Below are 25,247 nucleotides of genomic sequence, written 5' to 3'. Positions count from 1 at the left end.
CGATAAGACATCATAATATCTTGCGCTTAACACGAGAGTTGATGATGTCTTCTATTATTTTTTGCTCTTTTTTCGCTTTTTCATAATTTTGCTTAGTACGCCATCGTTCGAGCACTTTTTCTAACCCTTGAACACGAGCGTGTTTGTGCTCCAGCGTTTTTTGTACAGACGCGCATTCCGCTTGCATGACGGCTTGTTCATGCTCATGGTGGCGAAGCATTTTTTGCAGCATTTGATCGACACGATTAAAGTTCATCAGCGCAGCGCTTGTCAGTGTTGGAACAGTTCTGGTTGATTGTCCCGCATGGCCTTTCAATGCTGACAATTGTTCCAACTGCATTGAAAGATGGGAGTGACGTTGACGCATAGCATCAAGTTGTTGACCCACACGATCACGTTGCTTTTCTTCCATTTGTTGCAGCTTACCCACTGCTTTTAACTTGGATTTCATCTCAACGATACCACTCCCATTTGGTTAAGCACTTTGAAAAAGCTGCGCGAGCTCGGTCAAACTGGTTGGGTAATCCACTGACTCATTGGCGGCTTGTTGTAAATACGCGCGTAAGTTTGGATACATAGCAACAGATTGATCTAATTCAGGATCTTGCCCCGGTTGATAGCCTCCTAACGGCAGTAATTCTTTCACCTGAAGATAGTTGGAGTACATCTGGCGGAAATTATTCGCGATCGTGCTATGCGCCTCCTGTGTACAGGTGCTCATACAACGGCTGATAGACGCATTAATATCAATGGCAGGATAGTGCCCTTGCTCGGCAAGTTGACGCGATAATACGACATGCCCATCTAAGATAGCACGCGCAGAATCCACGACAGGATCTTGCTGGTCGTCCCCTTCCGCCAACACGGTATAAATTGCGGTTAGGCTACCGTGCTGATTTTCACTGTTGCCCGCACGCTCAAGGAGTTGCGGTAACACGCTGAAGACAGAGGGCGGATAACCGCGAGATGCCGGAGGCTCGCCAAGCGAAAGAGCGATTTCACGCTGTGCCATGGCGTATCGAGTGAGAGAATCCATCAACAACAGAACATCTTTGCCTTGGTCTCGAAAATACTCGGAAACGCGATGACAAAGCAGTGTCGCTCTTAACCTCATCAGCGGGGATTCATCAGCAGGAGCCGCGATGATAATCGCCTTCTTGCGCGCCTCTGGGGTTAAGTTTCGTTCGATGAACTCGCGTACCTCTCGGCCTCGCTCACCAATAAGACCGACCACAATCACATCGGCTTCGGTGTTTTTGGTGATCATCCCCATTAAAACACTTTTACCGACACCACTGCCCGCCATTAAGCCAATGCGTTGCCCTTTTCCGACGGTCAAGAGTCCATTGATTGCGCGCACCCCAACGTTGAGTGGGGTATCAACAGGACGTCGCTTCAAAGGGTTAATCGGTTTTGGTTCAAGTGAAACACGATCTCCCCCTTTTAGCGGTGCCCCGTCATCCAACGGCTCACCTAAACCATTCAGCACTCGCCCTAACCACTGAGCACTTAACTGCACGGTACTGTCACCGTCCAGAGGAATGACTTTCGCACCAGCAAATAAGCCACCTAAGCGCCGAATAGGCATTAGGTAAGCAATAGTGTGCTCAAACCCCACCACTTGCGCTTCGATCATGTCGCCTTCTGCGGTTTCTACGAGACAGCGCTGCTCCAGTTTAAACCGGCACCCAACGGCTTGTAACATTAAGCCGTTTACTTTAATCAAGCGCCCTGTCACGCGAGCAACAGGGATTGAATCGAGCGAAGCCAATGCTTCGCTCAAACGCTCACTCAATAGCTCATGGTTTAAGGTATTACTCATGCTCTGATTCTACCTGCGGAATACTAACTTCATCCAAAAGGTGTTGTTTTACATTGTCCATACAGGCTTCTAAACGAGAGTCGCAACTTGCATCCGCCTCTGCATCATCGGTCACTAGTTGACAGCCACCAATCGGAAGTTCCGTATTAGCCACCAGTTTCCAAGATTGTGGTAGATCAGCATTAATGTGAGTAATTCGTTCTAAATCCTGCGGATTTAAATGCACGGTTACGGTTTCCGCTTTGCCTGGCATGGCAGACAATGTCTCATCCACCAAAGCAAGGATCTGTTGAGGCATTAAAGTGAGCTCAGCACGAATCACTTGCTGAGCCACTTTTTGTACCAGCTCACAAATCATATGGCGTTGCTGTTGCTCTTTTTCGTCTTGCCAGCGAGACAGCGCATGAAAGAGCTCGTTCACGGGTTTCGCCGCCTCTAGAAAACTCTGTTTTCCTGACTGCTCACCAGACACAAAGCCTTTTTGGAAGCCTTCTTTTTGCCCATCTAGCAGACCTTGTTGCTTACCCTGCTCGATACCTTGACGTAAGCCTTCCTCATGCCCTTGCTGTAAACCTTGTTGAAAACCGGCTTCAAGCTGTTGTTGAATATCAACTTGCGGCTCTTGCCAACCCTGGTTATCTAGCCCGAATTCGTCTTCTATAACCTTAGGCTGCGCCAAAGGCGGAAAACGGTGCAAACGGTATCCACTCGGCGGCAGTCGCATCGTACTTGATTTTGTCTCTACCATGACGTTACTCCACCGTTGGCTCTTCATAAAGAAGCAACTGAACTTCACCAGATTCATCCAACTCACGCACCATTTGCATGATGTCTTGACGCGCTTTTTGAACACGACTTAGCGCAACAGCCCCGCGCGCTTCCATATCGTCTTCCAGTGCTTTCACCATACGCTGAGGCATAGAACGTTTAATGGCTTGCTGTAACGTAATTTCTGAACCTTTGAGTGCAACTGCCCACAATTCTAGTGGGATCTGCTGCACCAGCATGTCCATGGTTTCTTCACGCTGACGACCAAGAACCATAAAGTCGAACATATTCTCTTCAATGGCATTAACGACATCTTCATCATGCAACTTCAGCATTTCCATCAACGACCCGCGATCACCTTCAAAGCGGTTAATGATGTCAGCAGCTTGCTTGACACCAGATAGCGGTGTGCTTTGGCTTGCAGATACTTTTTCAATGCAGCGCTCAACGAGCTCATGCAAATCAATAGCAACTTGATGATCGATGTCTTGCAACTGAGCAATTCGGAACAAGATTTCGTCATGGTAATCTTGTGGCAGGTGCTTCAACACTGCTGAAGAGCTATCGGCTGGCAAATACGCAAGAAAAATCGCTTGCATTTGCGGGTGCTCATTCACAATGAAACGAGCAAGCGTTTCTGCTTCCACCCACTGTAAGCGCTGCATATTGTTGCGAATTTCATCACCATACAGCGTATTCAGCAGCCCTTTTGCCAAATCATTACCCAATGCTTTACGTAGCGTATTGGACAAATATTCTTTAGAAGCTCCACGAATGCCACTGTGCTCACGAAAGTCTTCAAAGAAAGTTTGAATAACGCCGCGAGCGGAATCGCTCTTAATGCCATTCAACTTCGCCATTGCACGAGTCACCCGCTGGGTTTCATCACGGCTAAAGTGCTGTAAAACCTTCGCAGCGGCATCCTCGCCCATGCCTAATAGCACGAGCGCGGTTTGTTCTACATAACTAAGCGTCTGCTTTGATGGAACTGTGTTCATTGATGTTTACCCATTGTTTCAGTATTTCGGCTACGCGCTCTGGCTCTTCATTGGCAATAAGCTGTAGGTGTTTCAATTGAATCTCTAGTGGCGAACCGGCTGGAGGCAGCATGTCGCTGTTTACATCTAAACCGGAAGAGGCTGAGATACCTTTTTCTGATAGACGACGATCAAGCACTTCTTCATGCTCACGCTCTTCACGCGTTTGCAGGTTGTCGTAATCAGGCTCTTCTTGCGGCTCTGCAAAGTCTAACTCTGGTACTGGCTTATCAACGCCAGTGAGGTGCATGATCAATGGGCGTAGTACGAAGAAGATCATCGCCAAGCCTAACAAACCACCGATAACGTAACGTATTGGCTGCTGTACTGTAGGGTCTTGCCACCACGGCAGCGCAGGAGGCGCATCAATTTCAATTGGAGTGAAGTTGAAACTCATCAAGCTTAAGCTGTCACCTCGTGCCGCAGAAATACCGACAGCATCCATGATCATATTTGAAATCTGCTCTTTATCTGCTTCACTCCAAGCAACACCATCCGGAGAGGCTTTCGAGTTCAGCAGTACCGACACGCTCATTTTCTCAATTTGACCTTGTTGGTATTGAGTACGACGAACACTACTCCCCACTGCATACTGACGGTTTACTTCAGAGCGTGCGTTGGTGTTTTGGCTATCGTTCGTTTCTACTTCTTCACCAGTTACTGGCGGTTGGTTGCTTAGAGAACCTGGTACGCCTAGCGCGATTTGGTCAACTGAGTTGTTGTGAATGGTGTGCTCGTTACGTACGACAGGTGCGTTATCCAAAATCTCTTGCGTTTCTTCAACTTGGCTAAAGTCCATATCGGCAGCAACTTGCACACGGAAGTTACTCGGACCCACAATTGGCGTAAGCATGTCTGCTGCGCGTTGAATGATCTGCTTCTCAACGTTCTTTTGATATTCAAGGTATTTTGCATTGACTTTACCTGCTTCCGCCGAAGCAACATCTGCACTGAGTAAACGGCCATATTGGTCGATAACAGATACAAATTCAGGCTTCATCGCCGTCACGCTACCAACCACTAAGTTGATGATTGCTTCAACTTGCTCAGACTTGAGGTCTTCGCCAGGTTTCAGCTCAAGCATCACTGACGCTGAAGGGTTCTCGCTGTTTTGACGAACAAATAAGGTTTGACGAGGAATAGCTAAGTGAACACGCGCATTCGCCACTGAATTCAGAGACATGATAGTGCGTACTAACTCACCTTCTAAACCATGACGGTAACGCGCCGTTTCCATAAATTGGCTTGTACCGAGAGAGCTGTCTTCTTTAAGCGAATCCAAACCTGTCGGCAGTTTGGCTTTAACACCTTTTGATGCAAGCAACATGCGAACTTTCGCAACTTCGCCTTCAGGCACAAGAACTTGGCCATTTTGCTCTTGCATACGGTAGCTTACACCTTCGCTTTCTAATACCGAGACAATCTCTCCGATATCAAAACGTTCTTGTTGGCTATACAGTGGACGGAAGCTTTGTGAGGAACTCCAAAGAGCGACCACAATGATTGCCGCAACAATCGCAGCGAGTACGGCAGATAACACTAGGTTTCTCTGGCTACTCGACCAGATTTGCTTCAGCTTCGTTGTTACATCGTCCATGCTATTCGCAGTAGAAAATGTCTGTGCTGAGCCGGAGGTCATGGCTGTATTTCCGGCGACTTGGGGGGTTAGTTCTGACATGAATTACACCGGCATCTTCATAATATCTTCAAATGAGGTCACGACTTTGTTGCGCACTTGCATCAAAGCATTAAATGATAAGCTGGCTTTTTGGCTAGCGACCATCGCACCAACTAGGTCATCACTTTTTCCTGTTTCTACGGCCGTCATTTTTTGACTAGCCACTGATTGATGTTGATTCACTGTATCCAACACATTTGTCATCGCTTGTGAGAACGATAATGGTGCGTTTAGTGATTGTTGATCTAAAGGATTTGCACTCACGATAAACTCTGGCGGCTGCACTTGTGCCTGCATCGCCTGCATTTTTGACAACATAAGTTGCTCTGCCGAGACCGCATGAGTAGGTTGACTTGCCATCTATTTTTTCTCCTATTAGGCAGCCGAGCCTAGTGCCGACTGTAAATCAATACCATGTTCTCGCATGGCTGCGAGTTTGTAGCGTAGCGCTCGAGTTGATACTCCAAGCGCGTTTGCGGTTTTCGTTCGGTTTCCACCAAACTGACGTAATTTTTCTAAAATAAATTGATATTCGGCCTGCTTCTTCGCTTCTACATGACCAAAGCTTGAAGCTGGCTCAGCGGATGGAACTGGCGCAACAAGTTCAATAGGCAGCATCAGATCATGGGCAGTAATGTAGTCACCATGACGCATGACCAATGCACGCTGAATGACATTTTCCAACTCGCGAATATTGCCTGGCCAGTGATACTGACTCAGCGCACTGATCGCATCTTGGGATAGATGACAGCGACTGCTATCTTGATACTTTTCAATAAAGAATTGGCTGATCGGTAAAATGTCTTCTTTTCTTTCACGCAAAGGCGGCCAGTGCAGAGGCAAAACATCCAATCGGTAATAAAGGTCTTCACGGAATGTGCCTTTTTGAACTTCTTCACGTAAGTCTTTATTGGTTGCCGCAATAACACGAATATCAAGCTTCACCGCCTTGTGGCTGCCTACGCGTTCCACTTCACGCTCTTGAAGAACGCGTAATAACTTGGCTTGAACTGCAGGGGACATTTCACCGATTTCATCTAGCAAAATCGTCCCGCCATTCGCTTCTTCAAACTTACCGCTTTGAGAGTTAGTCGCTCCTGTGAAGGCACCTTTTACATGACCAAATAGAACCGCTTCTAGCATCGACTCTGGAATGGCGGCGCAGTTAACCGCCACAAATGGACCATCAATACGTGGAGAGTGCTCATGCACATATCGAGCCAGCACTTCTTTACCCGTTCCCGATTCGCCTGTAATTAACACACTGGCGCTGGTACAAGCGGCACGATGCGCCAATTGCAGTACCTGCTTGCTTCGCCAAGATTCCGCAACAATGTTGGCCATTGGCTTACCTAACGCTTCAACGCGCTTCAGTAAATTAAGCAGCTGATTCGCTTCAAATGGGCGTAATAGATAATCGGTTGCTCCCGATTTCATCGTCTCAGCCGCCAAGATTCCCTGCTCTTGATCGACAATAGCGATAACAACACCAGAGTTACGTTGCTTTTGGTGGCAAGCAACAAACTCGCGGACACACATGTCCGGTAAAGTAGAGCTCACAAGAGTGATTTCTGCTCGCTCTTCAAGTAATGCGCCTCGGCCAGTACGAGTGTGTTTTGCGGTGTAACCTGCATTTTGCAACACATCCAATACTGGTTGAGCAAGAGCTTCATTCGGCTCAACCAACAAAATTTTCGTTTTCGTCATCATTGAACCTTAACTTTCGTTTGTTGATTTTGTTGTTGTACATCAGGGTGGTGTTTCACTGCCGTTCGTTCGTTATCTCTAACTAGGCGCAACGTTACACGTCGATTTTTCGCTTGGCCCTTCGTCGAACTATTGCTGGCAATTGGGTAACGAGAACCATGCGCTCTTGTTTCGAGCATCGATTTATCAATACCAAGTTCAACTAAGGCCTCGGCAACTTGCTCTGCTCTAGTACGTGATACTGAAAGGTTCGCCAAGCTAGAACCAACGTTATCGGTGTGGCCATCAATTAAGATCTTGGTCACACGATCATCAACAGATACATAGCTATTTAGTGCTGCGAGCGTTTCTTGCTGCTTACGACTTAGCGCCTTCTGACCAAAGTCAAAAGACAGAACAAGATTTCGTGCCTCTGAAAACGAAAGCTTAGGCAAACGCGCTCGACAGGCATTAAATGACTTGAGCGCGTTTTGAATTTGAATAGTCGGAATCACAATCTCCGACAAAGAGGAAGCATTACTTCCCTTTAGTGACAACGTCACCCAATTACCAGTAGCAATTGAATCCATGAGTTCATCAGCACCTTTGCTGAAGACAAATCGTTGGGATGGCTTAGTAAAATCAAGGGTGGCAAACTCTTTTCTATAAAGCTCACTAGACCATGGGGCACTTTGACTTATTAGAGCAATCGTTTTCCATTTATTATTTTCATAATGTATATCGGAAATAAAATAAGTTTTATTGTTAGGTTCCGAACGGAAATAAAACTTCCCATACGGCGTGCTTGAGTGCAATAAGTTGCATTCAAAGTTGTTTCCTTTATATGTCCACTTTGAAAGGTCCATGGGGATGGTCACAACCTCACCTGAATATGTCACCTTAGACACTAGCAAACTGACAAAAATAAATATTTTACAATTTATTAAACCGTTAGGGTTCATGTATATCTTACAATTCCATGACCTTATCAATTTAATTAAATATGCCACTAAGCCGTGATAACTGGCATAGCTAATCATGTTAATTACCTATTCTGAATATTGAAACTGGTTACAAAATACTCACAAGAGCATAGCCAAACCTTTGAAATCAAGATTTAAGCTTTAAAAACAATGTCTTATATTTTAATTATCTAAATTAGCCGTTACACCATGAAGATGGTTTTAAAAAGTTAATAACAACTAAAAACGCTTAATATTTTTATATTTTCTTATTAAGCAATTTATAAAGGAAACTAACCCTTTTTAAATTTTATTAAAAGATTAAGACTATATGCTCAAGGCAACATGTGAACTAAAGTCACAATCTTAGAGTTTGAAACTAAAAGATCATTAAAATTTCTGTGTAGACTACACGCCATTAAGTTAAAACAGTTTCGATTGTTAACGCACGGTAAAATATAAATGGAAAATAGAGTTAGCGAGCCTATTTCTGATATTCAACTACTTGATGTAGAATTATTAGGCAAACCTATTCATATCATTCGTGAAAAGCTTGAAGGCTTGATTTCAGAGTCTTGTTCCAGCCTTACGATTGAATTACAAAATTGGCTCAGTACGAGTAAAGTGGAAGCTAGCTTAACCTCTGTAGACTTGCATCGCTTTACACCAATAAAAATGGATAAAGACCAAACGTCAACCTATCAACACCAAGAGGGCGGCATGGTATTTGTTCATGGAGATGCTCACACGTTAATAAAACTGGCGGATCGGTTCTATGGTGCCAGCACTGAGCGTTCAGCAACAACACTGACAGCAAGTGACCTCCGCCTACAAGAGAGAATCAGTCGTATCATTATTGGTTGGCTTGCACCAGGTGAGATGTGGGAAATGGGTGAGTACGAAGCCCCCCGAGGGATTGGGATTAACGTGCAGTTAAACATCGCGTTTGACGATCACCAAGGCTCAATTCATCTCAAACTAGATAGCCACCTTATTCAAACACTGATCGAGCAGCTTGAACTGCAGCCCGATACGGATTTGTACCAACCATTCTGTCGCTCTTTAGAGGCAACGCCTGTTCGACTGAATGTTGTTTTAAGTAAAAAGAAGATGCCGTTGAGCGACGTTGTAGGCTTACAACCTAACGATATTTTACCAATTGAGCTTCTTAATACGGTTCCAGTCAGCATTGGTAACCAATCTTTATTTACAGGTCGTATTGCTGAGCAAGACGGCCAACTTGTTTTGATCTTTAACCCTGATAAGGAACCGCAGCGATGAGCGAAGCGCCAGAAACGAATGCATTCGACGCAGAAGAATTGAACTTTGACGACTTTCAATTAGAAGACTTTGAAGCTGAAAGTACGCTCCAACAAGAACCAGCAACTGCGGAACGTGATCTTAGCTTTTTCAAAAGTATTCCCGTCACTGTCACGCTGGAAGTTGCAAGCAAAGAAATCCCACTTGGGGACTTAATGAAAGCCGGAGAAGGCACGGTTATCGAACTTGAAAAGCTCAATGGTGAGCCTTTAGACGTAAAGGTAAACGGCTCTCTAATGGGTCACGCTGAAGTCGTCGTTGTTAATGATAAGTACGGACTTCGTCTGATCGATGTACATGACTCTGCATTGAGTGGCGTTGGTCAATAATCTTAGGTAGGCATCACAATGAAAAATCTGAGCGCTTGGCACCGTTGGTTACCTCTTTTGGTACTGGTGTCACTTTTGTTTGCTTTCCCAACCATGGCGGCAGACAACGGCTTAACTATCTTGTCCGTTTCTGATGGCGACACACAGCAAGAATACAGCGTTAAATTGCAAATTCTGTTGTTGATGACGGCGCTCAGTTTTCTTCCAGCATTCATTCTGATGGCAACGAGCTTTACTCGGATTATCGTCGTCCTCGCGATTTTGCGCCAAGCCCTTGGTCTTCAACAAAGTCCTCCTAACCGCGTATTGGTTGGGATTGCTTTGGCATTGACCTTGCTGATCATGCGACCTGTTTGGAGCGATATTCATGAAAATGCATTTCAACCGTATGACAATGGTGAAATCACGCTAATACAAGCATTCTCTGTAGCAGAGAAACCAGTGAGAGAATTCATGCTGGCACAAACTCATCAAAGCTCTCTTGAGCAAATGCTGCGTATTGCCAATGAACCACTCGACCAAAACGTTGAGGATATTTCTTTTGCGGTTGTCTTGCCTGCGTTTGTCATCAGTGAACTAAAAACCGCCTTTCAAATTGGCTTTATGCTCTTCATCCCCTTCTTAGTTATCGACTTGGTTGTCGCCAGTGTGCTCATGGCAATGGGTATGATGATGCTATCGCCTTTGATTGTTTCACTCCCTTTTAAACTGGTAGTGTTTGTACTCGTGGATGGCTGGGCAATGACGGTTGGCACATTATCTGCCAGTTTCGGTTAAATAGGAGCATGCTATGACCCCTGAACTAACCGTAACGTTATTTTCCGATGCAGTATGGCTGATCATTTTAATGGTTGCGGTACTGGTTGTTCCTGGCTTAATTGTCGGTTTGTGTATCGCCGTTTTCCAGGCCGCCACACAAATCAACGAGCAAACACTCAGCTTTTTACCACGTTTGCTCGTTACGCTATTGATGGTGATTTTTGCGGGTCATTGGATGCTCCGAAAAATCATGGAACTGTTTGATTTCTTATTCCACAACATACCGGGGATGATTGGCTAATGGCCATCACATTTGCAGAGCTCTCAGCGATACTCGGTCAACTCTGGTGGCCGTTTTTTCGTGTGGGAGCTGTATTTATTTCGATGCCCTTCTTTGGTGATGCAATCATTCCCGTTTGGATCCGTACCTTACTGGCACTTTCGATCGTCGTGATTACCGCACCATTGATGCCACCAATGCCACAAGTCGAATTATTCTCCATGACGTCTCTATTCCTTGCTTTTGAGCAAGCGATTTGGGGCGTGATGTTTGGGCTAATTTTGCACATGCTCTTTAACGTTTTCACCATGCTTGGTCAGGTCGTTTCTCTGCAAATGGGATTGGGTATGGCAATGATGAATGATCCTATCAACGGACTTTCTGTCGCCATTTTGGGCCGTATATTTCTTATATTTTCAACCTTGTTATTTCTCGCGCTAGAAGGACACTTGCTCGTCATTGATATCGTGATTCAAAGTTTTGTCGTGTGGCCGGTCGGTTCTGGCATCACATCGCTTTCTCTGCAAGGCGTTGTAAATATTTTCGGTTGGATGTTTGCCTCAGCTTTAGCACTAGCGTTGCCTGCTATTGTTTCAATGCTCTTAGCCAACATCAGTTTTGGTGTGATGAATCGCGCCGCCCCCTCACTCAACGTATATGCATTAGGTTTTCCAATGACGATGCTTCTTGGCCTGTTCAGCGTATTAATTTCAGTATCTGGTGTGCCGGGTCGCTACACCGCGCTTGTGCACGACACCATCAGACACTTGAGTAACTTTATGTTGGGGGGCGCATGAGCGATCAATCGTCTCAGGACAAAACTGAAAAAGCCTCGCCGCAGAAAGTAAAAAAAGCGCGCCAGGAAGGACAAATTCCTCGTGCTAAAGAGTTTACTACTGCGGTGATATTTCTAGCGGTGGCGCTCTACTTTTACTCTCAGCTCAATAGCATTTGGGAAAGTATGTCAGGTATTTTTCGCTACAACATGATGCTGACGCGAGCCGACTTAGAAAACCCGAAACAGCTTGTCGAGCAATTGGGACAAAGTTTAGCGGTCATCATCGACATGCTATTGCCGTTGTTTACCGTCATTATTATCGTGACCTGTGGTAGCAGCCTTGTACTAGGCGGTTGGATGTTCCGTCCGGCGAACGTTATGCCAAAGCTGAGCAAAATTAATCCTTTAAGTGGGATAAAGCGCATTTTTTCGACACGCTCAGTGGTTGAGCTCTTAAAGTCCACATTCAAAGTAGCCGTTATTTTCGGCATCTTATATGGCTATTTAGACAACCACTTACAGCCTCTGCTAGGTATGCAAAACTTACCTTTAAGCCAAGGCTTTTCCCTCGTGATGTCTATTCTCTTTGAAGGCTTATTGTTGATGGGGTTTGCGTTGTTGTTATTTGGTGTTGTAGACATTCCCTACCAACGTTGGGAGCACCTAAAAGAGCTGCGTATGACCAAACAAGAGCTGAAGGAGGAATTCAAGAACAACGAAGGCCGCCCTGAAGTAAAGCAGCGAATCCGTCAAATTCAACAGCAGTTTGCACGCCGTAAAATCGATAAGATGGTACCAACGGCTGACGTGATCATCACTAACCCAACTCACTACGCTGTCGCTCTGAAGTACGAACCTTCACTTTCTGATGCTCCATTTGTGGTTGCAAAAGGCGTAGACGAAACAGCCATGCACATTCAACGAATCGCCCGAGAAAACAAGGTGGAGATCATCAACTCACCACCGTTGACTCGTTCGATCTATCACACCACGGCGATTGAACAAGCAATCCCAAGCCAACTGTACATTGCCGTGGCACATATTCTTACTTACGTTTTGCAATTGAAAGCCTTCCGTAAAGGTGAAGGAAAAGAGCCAACTCCTTTGCCTCATTTTTCGATTCCAAAGCATTTGCAGCACTGATTAACCCGCGTTTATCCAAGGACACGAAAGTATGCTTAACCGGTTAAAACAACTTCAAACATCAACCAAAGGCTACATTGGCATTCCAATTGTCTTGCTAATGATTTTGGCAATGGTGATTTTACCTTTGCCTCCCCTGCTATTGGATGCGTTGTTTACCTTCAATATCGTCTTGGCAATCCTAGTATTGCTGGTCAGCACTACCGCAAAGCGACCATTAGACTTCTCAGTTTTTCCAACAATTTTGTTAGTCGCGACATTATTGCGTCTTACACTGAACGTCGCTTCCACACGAATCGTACTCCTAGAAGGACATAATGGGGGGGATGCGGCAGGTAAAGTCATCCAAGCGTTCGGTGAAGTCGTTATTGGCGGTAACTACGTCGTTGGTATGGTGGTGTTTGTTATCTTGATGATCATCAACTTCGTCGTAATTACCAAAGGTGGCGAACGTATCTCTGAGGTGTCAGCGCGCTTTACTTTGGATGCCTTACCGGGCAAACAGATGGCGATTGATGCCGACTTAAATGCCGGTCTTATCGATCAGGAAACCGCTCGATTGCGTCGTAAAGAAGTCGCTAACGAAGCCGATTTCCACGGCTCGATGGACGGTGCCTCAAAGTTTGTGCGAGGTGATGCTATCGCTGGTTTGCTGATTCTGTTTATCAACATCATTGGTGGTATCAGCATCGGCGTCTTTGAGCATGGACTCGCAGCATCTGACGCCTTTAAAACATACGCACTACTTACAATCGGTGATGGCTTAGTAGCTCAAATTCCGTCACTTCTATTGGCAACGGCTGCAGCGATTATCGTTACGCGAATTAATGATAGCGATAATGGCATGTCGGAAACCATGCAAAAACAATTGCTGGCAACCCCGGCGACACTGTTTACCGTCGCAGGCATCATGGCTGTGATAGGCATGGTACCAGGCATGCCACATTTGGCCTTTTTTGCTTTCGCGGGTGCTTTAGCTTTCGCGGGTTGGCGTCAAACGAAAAAGCCCGTGCAAGACTCCCAAATCGAGGAGGTCGAAGCACTTTCACAAGCCATGCAAGAGGACGATACACCGCTTACATGGGAAGATATTCCTCATGTTCAAACGTTGTCGCTTTCCCTGGGTTACCGTCTCGTTCACCTAGTCAACAAAGAACAAGGTGCACCTTTATCACAGCGTATTCGCGGTGTGCGCCGTAACCTATCTGAACAAGTCGGCTTTTTATTACCAGAGGTGCGTATTCGAGACAACCTAAGCCTTAAACCGAATCAGTATACAATTTCTCTCAATGGCGAAGTGATCGAACAAGGCTTTATCGAGCCAGAACGTTTGATGGCGATTGCAGTCGGAGAAACGTACGGTGAAGTAGATGGTATTTTGGGCAGTGATCCTGCTTACCAATTACCAGCAGTGTGGATTGAACATCAAGACAAAGCGAAAGCGCTGAACATGGGTTATCAAGTGGTCGATGATGGCACGGTCATCGCGACTCATATTAGCAAGATAATGAAAACAAACCTTGCTGAGTTGTTTACGCACGACGATGTTGAAGCCATGACGCAACGCTTGACACAGCAAGCACCGAAGTTAGCCGAAGCCCTAGCCGCGGCACTTAACCCTGCGCAGCAACTCAAAGTATATCGCCAGTTGTTACTAGACCAAGTGCCACTAAAAGATATTCGTACGATTGCTAACACGATGCTGGAGTCCGCGGAAAACACTAAAGACCCGATTTTACTGGCATCTGATGTGCGTTGCGCACTAAAACGCACGCTCGTAAACCTGATTGCGGGACAGAAAAACGAATTAAATGTCTATGCTCTCTCTGATGAACTAGAACAAATGCTACTGACTTCGCTACAACAAGCACAATCTTCTGGTACAGTAATGTTAGACAGCTTCCCAATTGAGCCAAATATTCTTGGTCAGTTCCAACAAAACTTGCCACTGATAAGACAACAGCTCAAACAACAGGGATTACCTCCGATTCTTCTCGTTATGCCTCAGTTACGTCCACTTCTGGCTCGTTACGCACGCACATTTACGCAAGGACTGGCAGTATTGTCTTACAACGAAATTCCAGAAAACAAACAAATCAATGTGGTAGGAAACCTTGGTTAATCTTATTTCAACACATGCGATGTACGAACATTTGGTTGGTCTCGCAGTACAACATATCGTCACGGATGACGATCAATTAGTATTTGATGCTTTAAAGCACAATGACATTCAACACGCGTGCCAAGCCATTCGCGAGACTCAATCAGGAGAGGTAGAATTCCAACACCTGACGTTGAGATTTGGCACGCGTGGCGAACAAAGCGTCTATCAATTCGAACTCTCTGAACAAATGCAGTACTGCCTAGATTTGTTCAGCCTTTATCTCGCATTGCGACAAACACAGTTTCAGCTAGAAGCCTTTCACCCCGACTTAATCAGTAACGTCGTCGTGCCGATAAGAATTGACGCATTACTATGGGAACCAGGCATATACTTTCTCGAACAGATGATTCAGTTTCACTCTTCCGCTTTTCAACATGTGATTCCTTCTCTTCAAGCAGACAAAACGCTATGCGCCTATGATAAAGTCTCAGCGCTGATAGAGAAGTTAAGAGAAAACGCCTACTCACTTTGGTTTGAAGTCGCGACATCACAAGTGAACTTCGAACGAGTCGCTGACTTTAGTCCCGATATGATCAAACTATCAGTCACATTAGAGGATAAAGAAGAAAGACATGCTTTCCTACCGATTGCTAAGTTCTTAAGAAAGCACAAATACCCTTGGGTAGCCGGGCGGGTAGCGAGCCAAACAGAGCTAAACCGCTATCGCTTGTTAGGGGCCAATTATTACTTTGGTTATTTCAGTGACATCCCGACCTCCCTCTCTTTTCAATCTTTTGGTGAGGAATGACAGAATCCTAACTATTAATCTTTATAAAACAGCGCGAATTATTCGCGCTGTTTTTTTATTTATAACGAAGAACGATAATATTGATAGATGACTGCTTCCCTGATTAAGTCAGGCTTATTCAGGTTATTTGATGTTATATCTGTATTTTCATGGAATACAAGTCACTAAAAATCATCAATTTTGATCTTTTTTAGGAATTTTTTAATTTTCAAATTAATCATTAAAGCTGACCGACCGCCTCTAGTTAGTGACTAGGGAATATCCCGAGGCCTGAAAGATATAGTGACTAACTAAGGAGACTAAGATGGCTTTATCAATGCACACTAACTACGCATCGCTTGTAACTCAAAACACTCTGAACAACACAAGCGGTCTTCTAAACACTGCGATGGAGCGTCTAAGCACGGGTTACCGCATCAACTCAGCAGCAGACGACGCTGCGGGTCTACAAATTGCAACTCGTCTGGAAGCTCAGACTCGTGGTATGAATGTAGCGATGCGTAACGCACAGGACGGCATCTCTATGATGCAGACTGCTGAAGGTGCAATGGATGAGATGACAAACATCACATACCGCATGAACGACCTAGCAACACAATCTTTGAACGGCTCAAACAGTCAAGAAGACCGTGCAGCTTTGGATGCAGAGTTCAAACAGCTAGCATCTGAGCTAGGCAACATCATGGAAAACACTTCATTTGGTGGTCAAAAACTTCTAGCTGAAGGCGGCGGTTTTGGTGCAAGCAGCGTTACTTACCAAATTGGTGCGACTGGTGCAGAGAAACTAGCTGTAAATGCAAAAACACAGCTAAACGACATCTCGACAGCAATTGCTGGCCTGACAAGCATCAGCACTGCTGCTGCAGCTTCTACAGCTCTTGCAAACCTTTCAAGCTCTGGCGGTATGCTAGCAGATCTAGGTACAGCACGTGCTCAGTTTGGTGCTAACATCAACCGTCTAGAGCACACAATGACTAACCTTGGTAACATGACTGAAAACACTTCTGCAGCAAAAGGCCGTATCACTGATGCAGACTTCGCTACAGAGTCTTCAAACATGACTAAGAACCAAATGCTTATGCAAGCAGGTACAACAGTTCTTTCTAAGACTAACCAGCTTCCTGGCATGGCAATGTCTCTACTACGCTAATCATTGAAGCTTATAACCCCACCCATCCGGTGGGGTTTTTTACTATCTGAATATTATGACACCAGTTTATTCTCAACATATTGATATCATTCGCTCTCGTTGGCCTGACGTAGCAAAAGCCTTAGACAGTGCAGACTTTAGCGACTTACACTTTGAAGTAGTTGAAAAAGCAGCGATGACCCTAAAAGTCAACGGAGTTCAACTTAGCAGTGCTTATGACCCGGTCGAAGAAGCCTTCCAGTACCGAAGCCTAACGTCTAGCGACGATTATCATATTTGGGGCATCGGTATGGGCAATGTCCCATCCCTGTTAACACAAGATAAAAATGCTCGATCAATTCGTGTTTATCTTTATAACCTACCGTTAGCAAAATTGGTGCTTTCTCTCGTTCCACAACAATGGATATCCGATCCTCGTGTTTCGTTGATCATCGTCTCAGAAGACCAAAGCGATATAGGTAGAAAACTCGCGAGCCTTACTTGGGATGATTGTATCATTCTCAATGCCGACAGAGCCATTTCGCGTCATACTCATCAATGGCTTTATTTCCGCTTAGAAAACCGTGTTTTGATCGGCTATGCAAACGCTAGCTATAGACATAGCGATGAAGAACTGCTCACAAGAGAGAAAGAAAACGAACCTCTTTTAAAACGCCTAAACTCTTCTGATCATTATCTTATGTATCAAGTAGACGACGCTATTTGTATTGGTGCTGGCCCATCACTCCAGCATCATATTGAAGAGTTAAAAACAGTCTATAACCGACCAAATCGTCCCAAGCTTATTGCTGCATCAACTGCATGCAAGTGCTTAATTGAAAATAACATCAAACCAGATGTCGTATTTGCTGTAGATTTAAATTTAGGTGACGAACATATTCCATATGAGATCGCCAAAAATACTATTTTGGTGTTTGGTAGCCATATGCCTAGCCGTATTTTCCAAAACTGGCATGGCGAGAAGTATTACTTACACTTGGGTGACTTCACATACGACAGATTTGCAAGCAAACTACCGGTTAAATATCGCCCTTACTCGTTTGGTTCGGTAATCCATCCTCTAATCCACTTCACCCTTTTACAAGGTGCTACCCAAGTATCACTCATCGGATGCGACTTTGGTTTCCCTGGAGATATCATCCATTCAGGACGCGAAAACAGACCAGACGACCCGAACGCGACGATGACAGCACGAGTAGAGAATGGTTATGGTGAGATGATCAAAACCTCACCAGCCTACCGCATGTTTGGAAGCGGTGTTGAGAACCTAATAGCAGCATCACCACAGACCAAGTTTTACAATTGGAGCCGTATTGGTGCAAAAATTATTGGTGCTGAATATTTCAATGTGGAGGAACTATATGGCAACCGAGATTAACTCTGTTTATGACACTTTTATTAAAACTTCAGAGGTTTACTCATACGGTGACCACTTGACAGGCGACTTAATGTTAGGGAGATGTCTAAATCTCCTAACAAAATTATTCACCGTTCAGTCAGAGCGCACGTCTGTTCTCGAAATACTTTCGCGAATAAATACCGCCCGAGAAGTTCATGACTTCACTGCACTTGCAGATATTCTAAGGTATGAAATTGCGCCTAACATAAAAGCGTTGAGTGAACGCTATTAGCTCTAGAAAGCCTCATCATTGAGGCTTTTTTATCGCCTGATGTAAATAGAACTATTATTATCCCAATGAGAGTCTGGCAATCTAAAACCTACTTTCAGCATAATATTCCTTAACACTTTGTTAAATAACTCTAGTTCCACTGGCTCAGGACTATTATCGAACTGATAGCGTTTTAACTCAGGAAATTTTGATATGGCCTCTTTTTGGATACTTGCCAACTCGTCAGAATTAAGACTCTGCTTGCTAAGTAATTTAGCGTGAATAAAGCGCTCATATTCGCGAGCACACTTCATTAGTCGTAAGGCAAATTCGTTCATAATTGTTGTTTTTCTTTCCGATACTCCAATTTGATGAAAAGATAACAGGAAGCATATAAATACGATGTAAGAATTATCTTAATTCATTAGAAGTAAACACCGAAATATCTGTTCTGAGTCCCTTCCTCCCTTTCAACTCCACTTAGAAATTCTATTAAACATTTACGAGTCTTGAGTCGCCTTGTCTTATAGGAAAACGCTACTTGTTTTCTAGAGGAAAGCGGAACACAAAAGGTGGAACCACAGCTTCCTCTCTATGAAATAATACATCGCAAAGCATTGTTATATATAGCCATTTATATACGGCACACATCTTGCGATGAACTGTTAAACCAAGGCATAGCAGATAAGCTATTTAAGCCGTATATATGAGAGAGGGAGTAACCTCATGAGTTCATTAGATCCAATTACAATGGCTACTAAATTTGCCACTTTTGACGTTCAACCGTTTCAACAGCGCTATCAGCTACAAGCCAGCAAATATCAAGCGCAACTTTCCGCTCTAGGTAAAGTTGAAACGGCATTACGAGACTTTCGTAATTCGTTAAACGAAATGAACAGCAGCACAAACACCATCATTAAGAACAGTGCAACCCTATCTCAGGAAGGTTACTTTACAGCCAGTGCAGATGCTAAGGCCCTCACAGGCAACTACCAAATTTTTGTTGAGCAAGTTGCCACGTCTCATCAAGTCTCTACAGGGATGCCTGCTGATCTAGAAGCAACAACTGAAGTCCCAACAACTGGCTCTCTCGAGTTCACGATCAATGGCGAAACAATGACGCTAGATCTATCGACTGTTGATTCAGACGGTGATGGCACAGCAACAGTCAGTGACTTAGCAAAAGCAATCAACAACAACAGCGATAACCCTGGAGTAAACGCCACCTTAGTTCGCTCAAATGGTCAAACTCACTTTATGTTATCAAGCACTGAAACTGGTGTTGCTAACCAAATCAACGTATCGGCGTCTGGTACTGGCCAAGCCTGGTTTGAAGATGCATTCACAAATCTAAACCAAATTAGCGCCCCGCAAGATGCTGTAATGTGGTTGGGAGCTAAAGACTCTGGTCTCAAACTGACGAACGCAAGCAATACATTTGAAGGTGTAATCGACGGTGTAGATATTACTCTAACCAAAGCTCAAGCTTCTGGTGAAACACCTGTTGGCCTTGATATAGGCTCTGACAGCGAAGCAACTAAAGAGCAATTGGATAAGTTTGTTGACGCATATAACACTCTTATTGGCGCAATGAACCAGCACACCCAAATAGGTAGTGAAGACAAAAAACGTGGAGTGTTAGCAAGTGATCCAACACTTCGCTCCATTGAGAGCCAATTAACTAATTTGGTTCGAGGGGAACACGGTGGTATGCGTCTGAGTGAAATCGGTGTGAGCTTGGATCGTGATGGGAAAATGAAAGTCGACCACGAAAAATTCGCCGAAGTTCAAAAGAATAACAGCGTGGGCTTGGAAGCAATGTTTAATGGCGACGATGCCTTACTTGACTCAATGGACGCGATGATTGATCCATTTCTGAAGTTTTCATCAGGCGCATTCAAATCCCGTAAAAATGCGCTTCAAGCTAACTTGGATCGCATAGAAGATAAACAATCTACATTAGAGCGTAAATACGATATGTCGTACAAACGCTACATCAAACAGTTCACACAAATGAACGCGTTAATGACCCAAATGAACCAAACCATGTCGATGTTTGGCTAAGCCTTTAGGAGAAAAAACTCATGCTTATGGACTCTGGCTATGACTCGTACCAGCAAGTAGACCTCAACGCGCAAGCGGCAGCAGCAAACCCACACCAATTAGTCATTATGTTGATCGATGGCTTACTTGATGAAGTTGAACGTATTCGTGGCCATTTGGCTGCGAATCGCTTGGCGGAGAAAGGTAACGGAATCAACAAATGTATGAACATCTTAATTGGGCTCACAAGCGCTCTAGATGATGAGAATGGTGGCGAAATTGCTGAAAACTTACGCCAGCTGTATGACTTCTGCCAAGTTGAGCTTTATTACGCCAGCGTGCAGAACGATGCGAATCGCTTGGTTAATGTCGAGCGTGTAATGGGTAACATTCGTGAAGGTTGGATGAATTTTGGACAACAAGCATAAAGTGTCGCCAGAGCGATTTCGTCATTTATCTCAGCTCATCCAATTCGCTACAAAAACAGCAGATTGGCATGCGCTTAAGCGCTATGACTTGCAGTTGCGAGAGCTATTGATCAGTCACAAACCTTTTTTGAAGGATCCTAAGCTTGCACCTGAAATTCAACGTGCCAAAACCGTTCATGCAGATGCATTCGCTAGATTAGAAAAGTCGAAGAACGAGTTAGAAAAAGAGATGAATATGGTCAATGACCATCAAGAGCGCGCTATGGCCTATCAATTAGCGATGACCATGGAGCTAACTCAATGATCGTATCTCCTTCAACTCAAATATCCGGCAATTCATCACCTGGCCATGAAGGCAACATAAAACAAGCAAGAGCTGTACACGGTTTTTCTCATAACCCTATGTCTGAGCATAGCCAGTATGACGGCCAAGGTTTCGCCTCAGCTTCAACCGTGCCGAGTTTTCATCTTACCGCTCCAGCTTTGGACAGCGAAGAAAAGGCGCATGCTCGTGGTTCGGATACTGACGAGCACTCGGCTTCTGAAGCAGATGCTCACCTGACAAGTACACTGGGTTCAACAGAATCACCTGATCTTGCTATGCAAGCTCAGGCTCTAACCCAGAGTATGCTCACTATGGCAGAAAAGCAGTCGGGTCAGTTCGGAAAAACTCCGCCTTTATCGGTAGCTAACGATGTTAAGTCTACAATACAAGACTCAAATAACGCCTTGCTAAACACCTCTCCAAAACAACAAGAGGTGCAACAAAGCCAACCGATGTCATCGAACTCGCGTCTATCAATCTCCAGTGCCGACTTTCAGACCCTATTGAGTCAACCAGTTCAAGGGCAACCAACGGCCTCACCACTCCAAGGACAAACACCAACGCCACAAGCCCCGAACACCGCCGTTGCCACGAGTCATATTCAAACTCAAGGCTCTGAGTGGGCGGCTGTGCGCGTTGACACCAGTGCTGGGAAATGGGGAGAGCAAATGATGCAAGTTCTGCATGACCGTGTGACTCTTCAAGCGCAACAAAATGTACAAGAAGCCAAAATCCGCCTCGACCCACCGGATTTAGGTAAGCTGGATTTACTTGTACGTGTTGAAGGCGACCGACTAAGCGTGCACATCAATGCCAATACAGCCGCAACACGAGAAGCTTTAATGCAAGTGTCTGAGCGTCTGCGCACAGAACTGCAAGAGCAGAACTTCGTCCATGTCGATGTCAACGTAGGCTCTGATCAAAGCCAGAGTCGCAATGACCAACATACAAATGAAGAAGACGCCACTATTTTCGCAGCACGAGAATCTGGTGCATTCCAAACCACAACAACAAACTATTCAGAACACTGGCTGAACACTCAAGCCTAGTTAATCCTCGAGGAAAAAGGTTATGACCAAACAACAAATGATCGCCCTGTTTATCGCCATGATCATCACCAGCGCCCTCGTTTCGGCCGCCACGATTATGGGCGGAATCTGGTACTTAAACAAACACGCTCAAGAGTCACCTGACTCTGGTTCCTTGATCGATGATTCTCCATTGTCATTTTTAGTCACAGAAGAACCGACAAGCAAAGGTCCTAGCTTCCATCCTTTAGACAAAGTCGTTTTAACCGTGAAAGGTAAAAAACAGACTCACTTTGTCATGCTAGAACTAGCAATTGAAACACGCCGTCCTGAGCGCATCAAAGACATTGATGAGTACATGCCAATGGTACAAAACTCATTATTAAAATTGTTTAGCGACAAAACATTTGATGAGTTACAGCAAGCGGGTGCCATCGATATTCTGCAAAACGAAGTAAAACAAACGCTTTTACTGGCTTTTGCTAAGACAGACATCGTTCGCGAAATCGACGATGTTTTGTTGACTAAATATGTTGTGCAATAACGGAGCACAACCATGTTAGACATGAATATACAAGACACCTATACCACAGAAGAGGAAGTGACGACGCCATCACGCCCAATTGACGAAAATGCACTGCTGCAACGTCATCAAGTTATGGTGAAACGCGTCGTTAACCAGCTACGTGTTCATGCCACTTCTCACTGTAGTATTGAAGATATGCAGCAAATTGGCCTTATCGCTCTAGTTGAAGCTGGACGCCGATACGGCGATGTTGACGATCCTCATTTCCCTGCCTTTGCCGTGTGTCGCGTTCGAGGTGCAATTTTAGACGAATTACGCCGGTTAGATTGGCGCTCACGTAAAACTCGCCAACAGGCTCACGAACTCAACGACGTGACTCGAGATCTCACACGCTCTTTAGGTCGGATGCCTACGGATGCAGAAATCATCCAAGCCTTGGGGACGAATGAGCAGGACTATTACAACCGCCAAAATGCCGCCCTTGCGGGAGAGATGCAAAGCCTTGACCAACTGATGGAAAGCAGTGGTGATAGTTATATTGGCGGGCAATATGATGGCATGGAACATGAGCATATTCGTCGCAGTTTAGATAGCGCTTTAGGCAAATTGCCGAAGCGTGATCAATTGCTGCTTACTCTGTTCTATCAACATGAACTCAACTTACACGAAATAGCTCTGGTATTGGATCTGACACCACCTCGTATATGTCAGCTTCACAAACAAGCGCTGAAACAACTCAACCAATTAATGTCCTCTTAGGAGTCACAAGATGCAAAAGTTTTTTGGAGTCCTCACTATCCTGGTGTGCGTCTTCGGTGGATACATGTGGGCCGGCGGTAACTTAGGCGCTATCTGGCAACCAGCCGAATTCCTTATCATCATTGGCGCTGCTGCTGGTTCTTTGATCATCGGTAACCCACCTCACGTACTGAAAGAAATGCGTCGCCAAGTGCCTGCGACCATCAAAGGCCCGACAGAAGAGCATGAGTACTACATGGAATTAATGGCGCTACTCAATAACTTGCTTGAGACAGCGCGCAACCGTGGTTATAAGTTTCTCGACTCTCACATTGAGTCGCCAGAACAGAGCTCTATGTTTCTCGCTTACCCGACGATTGCTGAGGATCATCGCCTAATTTCTTTCATTACTGATAATTTACGTTTAATGGCAATGGGACAAATGTCGCCTCATGAATTAGAGGGACTGCTAGAGCAAGAAATTGAAGCTATCCAAAACGAAATGCTTTTGCCTTCACGCTCACTACAGCGTACAGCAGAAGCACTACCTGGCTTCGGTATTCTTGCAGCAGTTGGTGGCATCATTATCACCATGCAGGCCATTGATGGCTCAATCGCTATGATTGGTTATCACGTTGCAGCAGCTCTCGTAGGTACATTCATTGGTATTTTCGGTTGTTACTGTGGTTTAGACCCACTAAGTAACGCCATGGCTCAGCGAGTAAAACGTAATATGACTGCTTTTGAATGCGTACGCGCAACCTTGGTTGCCTACGTAGCGAAGAAGCCGACATTGCTCGCCATTGACGCTGGTCGTAAACATATTCAGCTAGACATCAAACCAACATTCAACCAAATGGAGAAGTGGTTAGCTGAACAGGAGGGATAATGCAAAAACAAGAGCATGTAGTGTTCAAACGTGCCAAAGCACACAGCCATGATGAACCTCATGGCGGCGCGTGGAAAGTCGCGTTTGCTGACTTCATGATCGCCCTAATGGCGCTGTTTCTTGTGCTTTGGGTTATGCAAGTGGTAGACAAAGAAGAGCGTAAAGCAATTGTCGCCCACTTACATAGCTCAAGCGTATTCGACAAGAGTTACGGTAATCCATTTGATACTTCACAAAGTATCTCTCCTATTGACTTGGCACAGGACTCTTCTGTGCCAAGTAAACACAATTCCAACCACGTGGTAAGCTCATACTTTCGAGGTGACGGCGATGGGCCAGAAATCGACTCGTTGATTCCTGGTAACTTCGATACTCAGGAGCAACTTGCAGCGCTGGCGAAAGTCATTGAACGAATGACCGCTCAGATTAACGCACAAGGAAATGTCAACGTCACCGTGACCCCACAAGGCCTACGTATCGTCCTTCAAGATGATTACAAACAGCATATGTTCAGTCGTGGAGGCGCAGAGCTGACCCCTTTCTTCGAAGACTTATTACTTGCACTTGCGCCTGTATTTCAGCGTGTGAACAACCCACTGATCATCAGCGGACATACGGATGCGATTCCATTTAAAAAACGCTTTGGTCGTCAATCAAACTGGGCGCTATCTGCATCTCGAGCTGATGTCGCAAGAAATACGCTGGTTGAAGGTGGCATGCCGGATGATCGAGTCATGCAGGTCACAGGCATGTCGGATAGAGCACTGCTTAACCCTGATGAACCAGATTCAAGCGAAAACCGCCGTATCGAGCTGTTCATTTTAACGACGCCAGCAGCCAAAGTACTCGAAACTCTTTTTGGTAACCACCAAGAAAGTGAACTGCAAAAAGCGAAAGATAAAGCAGAATTTAACCAACCAGTCATTCGACAAGAAGTCATCAATTACTCGGGTGATACGGCCACCAACGAAGTAAATATTCAACAATTATAACCTCAAAAGGTCACCTCGCCTGATGGTGACCTTTCTAACTGAAA

General features: G+C 45.0%; 27 protein-coding genes. 18 read left to right on the top strand and 9 right to left on the bottom strand.

Annotation, left to right across the window (positions count from 1 at the left end):
• Positions 1–10 precede the first annotated feature (10 nt).
• From fliJ to MTR11_RS10765, 8 genes are read right to left on the bottom strand one after another with little or no spacing between them, the layout of a single operon-like run.
• Positions 11–451, bottom strand: a complete 441-nt coding sequence (fliJ, locus tag MTR11_RS10800) for a flagellar export protein FliJ (protein ID WP_005394844.1) — start codon at positions 449–451, stop codon at positions 11–13.
• 24 nt (positions 452–475) lie between these two features.
• A complete protein-coding gene (gene fliI / locus MTR11_RS10795; RefSeq protein WP_243327493.1) occupies positions 476–1,822 on the bottom strand; it encodes a flagellar protein export ATPase FliI in 1,347 nt (448 codons plus the stop codon).
• Positions 1,815–2,570, bottom strand: coding sequence for a flagellar assembly protein FliH (gene fliH, locus MTR11_RS10790; protein ID WP_243327492.1), 756 nt, complete (start codon positions 2,568–2,570; stop codon positions 1,815–1,817). Before fliH ends, fliI begins: the two co-directional genes overlap by 8 nt.
• 4 nt (positions 2,571–2,574) lie before the next feature.
• Positions 2,575–3,588 (bottom strand): flagellar motor switch protein FliG, encoded by a 1,014-nt coding sequence (locus tag MTR11_RS10785; protein WP_005394839.1) that lies wholly within the window; start codon positions 3,586–3,588, stop codon positions 2,575–2,577.
• On the bottom strand, positions 3,557–5,305 hold the full coding sequence (gene fliF, locus MTR11_RS10780; RefSeq protein WP_031780427.1) for a flagellar basal-body MS-ring/collar protein FliF: 1,749 nt from the start codon (positions 5,303–5,305) through the stop codon (positions 3,557–3,559). The genes MTR11_RS10785 and fliF overlap by 32 nt, the downstream gene beginning before the upstream one ends.
• A 3-nt stretch (positions 5,306–5,308) precedes the next feature.
• Entirely contained in the window at positions 5,309–5,665 is a 357-nt protein-coding gene (fliE, locus tag MTR11_RS10775; RefSeq protein WP_005375045.1) for a flagellar hook-basal body complex protein FliE, read from the bottom strand.
• Between the two features lie 15 nt (positions 5,666–5,680).
• Complete coding sequence (locus MTR11_RS10770) at positions 5,681–7,012, bottom strand: sigma-54 interaction domain-containing protein (RefSeq protein WP_006741978.1); 1,332 nt, start codon at positions 7,010–7,012, stop codon at positions 5,681–5,683.
• Positions 7,012–8,031: an OmpA family protein gene (locus MTR11_RS10765; RefSeq protein WP_053808281.1), complete on the bottom strand. Its 1,020-nt coding sequence runs from the start codon at positions 8,029–8,031 to the stop codon at positions 7,012–7,014. The genes MTR11_RS10770 and MTR11_RS10765 overlap by 1 nt, the downstream gene beginning before the upstream one ends.
• Before the next feature lie 384 nt (positions 8,032–8,415).
• Between MTR11_RS10765 and MTR11_RS10760 the strand changes: the two genes are divergently transcribed.
• The 10 genes from MTR11_RS10760 (at position 8,416) to MTR11_RS10715 (ending at position 18,002) form a co-directional block, all read left to right on the top strand.
• A complete protein-coding gene (locus MTR11_RS10760; RefSeq protein WP_005398043.1) occupies positions 8,416–9,234 on the top strand; it encodes a FliM/FliN family flagellar motor switch protein in 819 nt (272 codons plus the stop codon).
• Entirely contained in the window at positions 9,231–9,602 is a 372-nt protein-coding gene (gene fliN, locus MTR11_RS10755) for a flagellar motor switch protein FliN (RefSeq protein ID WP_005398044.1), read from the top strand. The genes MTR11_RS10760 and fliN overlap by 4 nt, the downstream gene beginning before the upstream one ends.
• 18 nt (positions 9,603–9,620) lie before the next feature.
• Positions 9,621–10,379 (top strand): flagellar type III secretion system pore protein FliP, encoded by a 759-nt coding sequence (fliP, locus tag MTR11_RS10750; RefSeq protein ID WP_005398045.1) that lies wholly within the window; start codon positions 9,621–9,623, stop codon positions 10,377–10,379.
• A 13-nt stretch (positions 10,380–10,392) separates the two neighbouring features.
• A complete protein-coding gene (fliQ, locus tag MTR11_RS10745; protein ID WP_005375036.1) occupies positions 10,393–10,662 on the top strand; it encodes a flagellar biosynthesis protein FliQ in 270 nt (89 codons plus the stop codon).
• Complete coding sequence (fliR, locus tag MTR11_RS10740) at positions 10,662–11,438, top strand: flagellar biosynthetic protein FliR (protein ID WP_006741982.1); 777 nt, start codon at positions 10,662–10,664, stop codon at positions 11,436–11,438. Before fliQ ends, fliR begins: the two co-directional genes overlap by 1 nt.
• Positions 11,435–12,562: a flagellar biosynthesis protein FlhB gene (gene flhB, locus MTR11_RS10735; RefSeq protein ID WP_006741983.1), complete on the top strand. Its 1,128-nt coding sequence runs from the start codon at positions 11,435–11,437 to the stop codon at positions 12,560–12,562. The genes fliR and flhB overlap by 4 nt, the downstream gene beginning before the upstream one ends.
• Positions 12,563–12,593: 31 nt before the next feature.
• Positions 12,594–14,684, top strand: a complete 2,091-nt coding sequence (gene flhA / locus MTR11_RS10730) for a flagellar biosynthesis protein FlhA (RefSeq protein WP_006741984.1) — start codon at positions 12,594–12,596, stop codon at positions 14,682–14,684.
• 19 nt (positions 14,685–14,703) lie between these two features.
• Positions 14,704–15,474 (top strand): EAL domain-containing protein, encoded by a 771-nt coding sequence (locus MTR11_RS10725; RefSeq protein ID WP_046875750.1) that lies wholly within the window; start codon positions 14,704–14,706, stop codon positions 15,472–15,474.
• A 304-nt stretch (positions 15,475–15,778) separates the two neighbouring features.
• Entirely contained in the window at positions 15,779–16,624 is an 846-nt protein-coding gene (gene lafA, locus MTR11_RS10720; protein ID WP_005398051.1) for a lateral flagellin LafA, read from the top strand.
• A gap of 55 nt (positions 16,625–16,679) precedes the next feature.
• On the top strand, positions 16,680–18,002 hold the full coding sequence (locus MTR11_RS10715; protein ID WP_005398053.1) for a 6-hydroxymethylpterin diphosphokinase MptE-like protein: 1,323 nt from the start codon (positions 16,680–16,682) through the stop codon (positions 18,000–18,002).
• A 282-nt stretch (positions 18,003–18,284) separates the two neighbouring features.
• On the opposite strand, the gene MTR11_RS10710 is transcribed toward MTR11_RS10715, so the two are convergent.
• Complete coding sequence (locus tag MTR11_RS10710; protein ID WP_041853112.1) at positions 18,285–18,572, bottom strand: hypothetical protein; 288 nt, start codon at positions 18,570–18,572, stop codon at positions 18,285–18,287.
• Between the two features lie 388 nt (positions 18,573–18,960).
• On the opposite strand from MTR11_RS10710, the gene fliD reads away from it, so the two are divergent.
• The 8 genes from fliD to MTR11_RS10670 are packed head-to-tail and all read left to right on the top strand — an operon-like array spanning position 18,961 to position 25,203.
• A complete protein-coding gene (gene fliD, locus MTR11_RS10705; protein ID WP_006741986.1) occupies positions 18,961–20,298 on the top strand; it encodes a flagellar filament capping protein FliD in 1,338 nt (445 codons plus the stop codon).
• Between the two features lie 20 nt (positions 20,299–20,318).
• Positions 20,319–20,705, top strand: coding sequence for a flagellar export chaperone FliS (gene fliS, locus MTR11_RS10700; protein ID WP_005398523.1), 387 nt, complete (start codon positions 20,319–20,321; stop codon positions 20,703–20,705).
• A complete protein-coding gene (locus MTR11_RS10695; protein ID WP_005398525.1) occupies positions 20,689–21,009 on the top strand; it encodes a hypothetical protein in 321 nt (106 codons plus the stop codon). The genes fliS and MTR11_RS10695 overlap by 17 nt, the downstream gene beginning before the upstream one ends.
• The gene (locus MTR11_RS10690) at positions 21,006–22,079 is read left to right on the top strand and encodes a flagellar hook-length control protein FliK (protein ID WP_243327491.1); all 1,074 of its coding nucleotides are present in this window, start codon (positions 21,006–21,008) and stop codon (positions 22,077–22,079) included. Before MTR11_RS10695 ends, MTR11_RS10690 begins: the two co-directional genes overlap by 4 nt.
• Before the next feature lie 22 nt (positions 22,080–22,101).
• Positions 22,102–22,602, top strand: a complete 501-nt coding sequence (gene fliL / locus MTR11_RS10685; RefSeq protein ID WP_005398533.1) for a flagellar basal body-associated protein FliL — start codon at positions 22,102–22,104, stop codon at positions 22,600–22,602.
• A 12-nt stretch (positions 22,603–22,614) separates the two neighbouring features.
• Positions 22,615–23,343, top strand: coding sequence for a FliA/WhiG family RNA polymerase sigma factor (locus tag MTR11_RS10680; protein ID WP_005396579.1), 729 nt, complete (start codon positions 22,615–22,617; stop codon positions 23,341–23,343).
• A gap of 10 nt (positions 23,344–23,353) precedes the next feature.
• Positions 23,354–24,211: a flagellar motor stator protein MotA gene (gene motA, locus MTR11_RS10675; RefSeq protein WP_005396580.1), complete on the top strand. Its 858-nt coding sequence runs from the start codon at positions 23,354–23,356 to the stop codon at positions 24,209–24,211.
• Entirely contained in the window at positions 24,211–25,203 is a 993-nt protein-coding gene (locus tag MTR11_RS10670) for a flagellar motor protein MotB (RefSeq protein WP_104972922.1), read from the top strand. Before motA ends, MTR11_RS10670 begins: the two co-directional genes overlap by 1 nt.
• Positions 25,204–25,247 lie beyond the last annotated feature (44 nt).

It is taken from the genome of Vibrio sp. CCB-PB317 (assembly GCF_022808245.1).
Lineage (GTDB): Bacteria > Pseudomonadota > Gammaproteobacteria > Enterobacterales > Vibrionaceae > Vibrio > Vibrio diabolicus.
Note: the sequence above shows the minus strand (reverse complement) of the source record. Positions and strands in the feature narration are given on the sequence as shown.

Excerpts from the sequence above, each read along its gene's own strand:
- fliJ (WP_005394844.1), bottom strand. The coding sequence starts at position 451 with ATGAAATCCAAGTTAAAAGCAGTGGGTAAGCTGCAACAAATGGAAGAA.
- fliI (WP_243327493.1), bottom strand. The coding sequence starts at position 1,822 with ATGAGTAATACCTTAAACCATGAGCTATTGAGTGAGCGTTTGAGCGAA.
- fliH (WP_243327492.1), bottom strand. The coding sequence starts at position 2,570 with ATGGTAGAGACAAAATCAAGTACGATGCGACTGCCGCCGAGTGGATAC.
- MTR11_RS10785 (WP_005394839.1), bottom strand. The coding sequence starts at position 3,588 with ATGAACACAGTTCCATCAAAGCAGACGCTTAGTTATGTAGAACAAACC.
- fliF (WP_031780427.1), bottom strand. The coding sequence starts at position 5,305 with ATGTCAGAACTAACCCCCCAAGTCGCCGGAAATACAGCCATGACCTCC.
- fliE (WP_005375045.1), bottom strand. The coding sequence starts at position 5,665 with ATGGCAAGTCAACCTACTCATGCGGTCTCGGCAGAGCAACTTATGTTG.
- MTR11_RS10770 (WP_006741978.1), bottom strand. The coding sequence starts at position 7,012 with ATGACGAAAACGAAAATTTTGTTGGTTGAGCCGAATGAAGCTCTTGCT.
- MTR11_RS10765 (WP_053808281.1), bottom strand. The coding sequence starts at position 8,031 with ATGATTAGCTATGCCAGTTATCACGGCTTAGTGGCATATTTAATTAAA.
- MTR11_RS10760 (WP_005398043.1), top strand. The coding sequence starts at position 8,416 with ATGGAAAATAGAGTTAGCGAGCCTATTTCTGATATTCAACTACTTGAT.
- fliN (WP_005398044.1), top strand. The coding sequence starts at position 9,231 with ATGAGCGAAGCGCCAGAAACGAATGCATTCGACGCAGAAGAATTGAAC.
- fliP (WP_005398045.1), top strand. The coding sequence starts at position 9,621 with ATGAAAAATCTGAGCGCTTGGCACCGTTGGTTACCTCTTTTGGTACTG.
- fliQ (WP_005375036.1), top strand. The coding sequence starts at position 10,393 with ATGACCCCTGAACTAACCGTAACGTTATTTTCCGATGCAGTATGGCTG.
- fliR (WP_006741982.1), top strand. The coding sequence starts at position 10,662 with ATGGCCATCACATTTGCAGAGCTCTCAGCGATACTCGGTCAACTCTGG.
- flhB (WP_006741983.1), top strand. The coding sequence starts at position 11,435 with ATGAGCGATCAATCGTCTCAGGACAAAACTGAAAAAGCCTCGCCGCAG.
- flhA (WP_006741984.1), top strand. The coding sequence starts at position 12,594 with ATGCTTAACCGGTTAAAACAACTTCAAACATCAACCAAAGGCTACATT.
- MTR11_RS10725 (WP_046875750.1), top strand. The coding sequence starts at position 14,704 with ATGTACGAACATTTGGTTGGTCTCGCAGTACAACATATCGTCACGGAT.
- lafA (WP_005398051.1), top strand. The coding sequence starts at position 15,779 with ATGGCTTTATCAATGCACACTAACTACGCATCGCTTGTAACTCAAAAC.
- MTR11_RS10715 (WP_005398053.1), top strand. The coding sequence starts at position 16,680 with ATGACACCAGTTTATTCTCAACATATTGATATCATTCGCTCTCGTTGG.
- MTR11_RS10710 (WP_041853112.1), bottom strand. The coding sequence starts at position 18,572 with ATGAACGAATTTGCCTTACGACTAATGAAGTGTGCTCGCGAATATGAG.
- fliD (WP_006741986.1), top strand. The coding sequence starts at position 18,961 with ATGAGTTCATTAGATCCAATTACAATGGCTACTAAATTTGCCACTTTT.
- fliS (WP_005398523.1), top strand. The coding sequence starts at position 20,319 with ATGCTTATGGACTCTGGCTATGACTCGTACCAGCAAGTAGACCTCAAC.
- MTR11_RS10690 (WP_243327491.1), top strand. The coding sequence starts at position 21,006 with ATGATCGTATCTCCTTCAACTCAAATATCCGGCAATTCATCACCTGGC.
- fliL (WP_005398533.1), top strand. The coding sequence starts at position 22,102 with ATGACCAAACAACAAATGATCGCCCTGTTTATCGCCATGATCATCACC.
- MTR11_RS10680 (WP_005396579.1), top strand. The coding sequence starts at position 22,615 with ATGTTAGACATGAATATACAAGACACCTATACCACAGAAGAGGAAGTG.
- motA (WP_005396580.1), top strand. The coding sequence starts at position 23,354 with ATGCAAAAGTTTTTTGGAGTCCTCACTATCCTGGTGTGCGTCTTCGGT.
- MTR11_RS10670 (WP_104972922.1), top strand. The coding sequence starts at position 24,211 with ATGCAAAAACAAGAGCATGTAGTGTTCAAACGTGCCAAAGCACACAGC.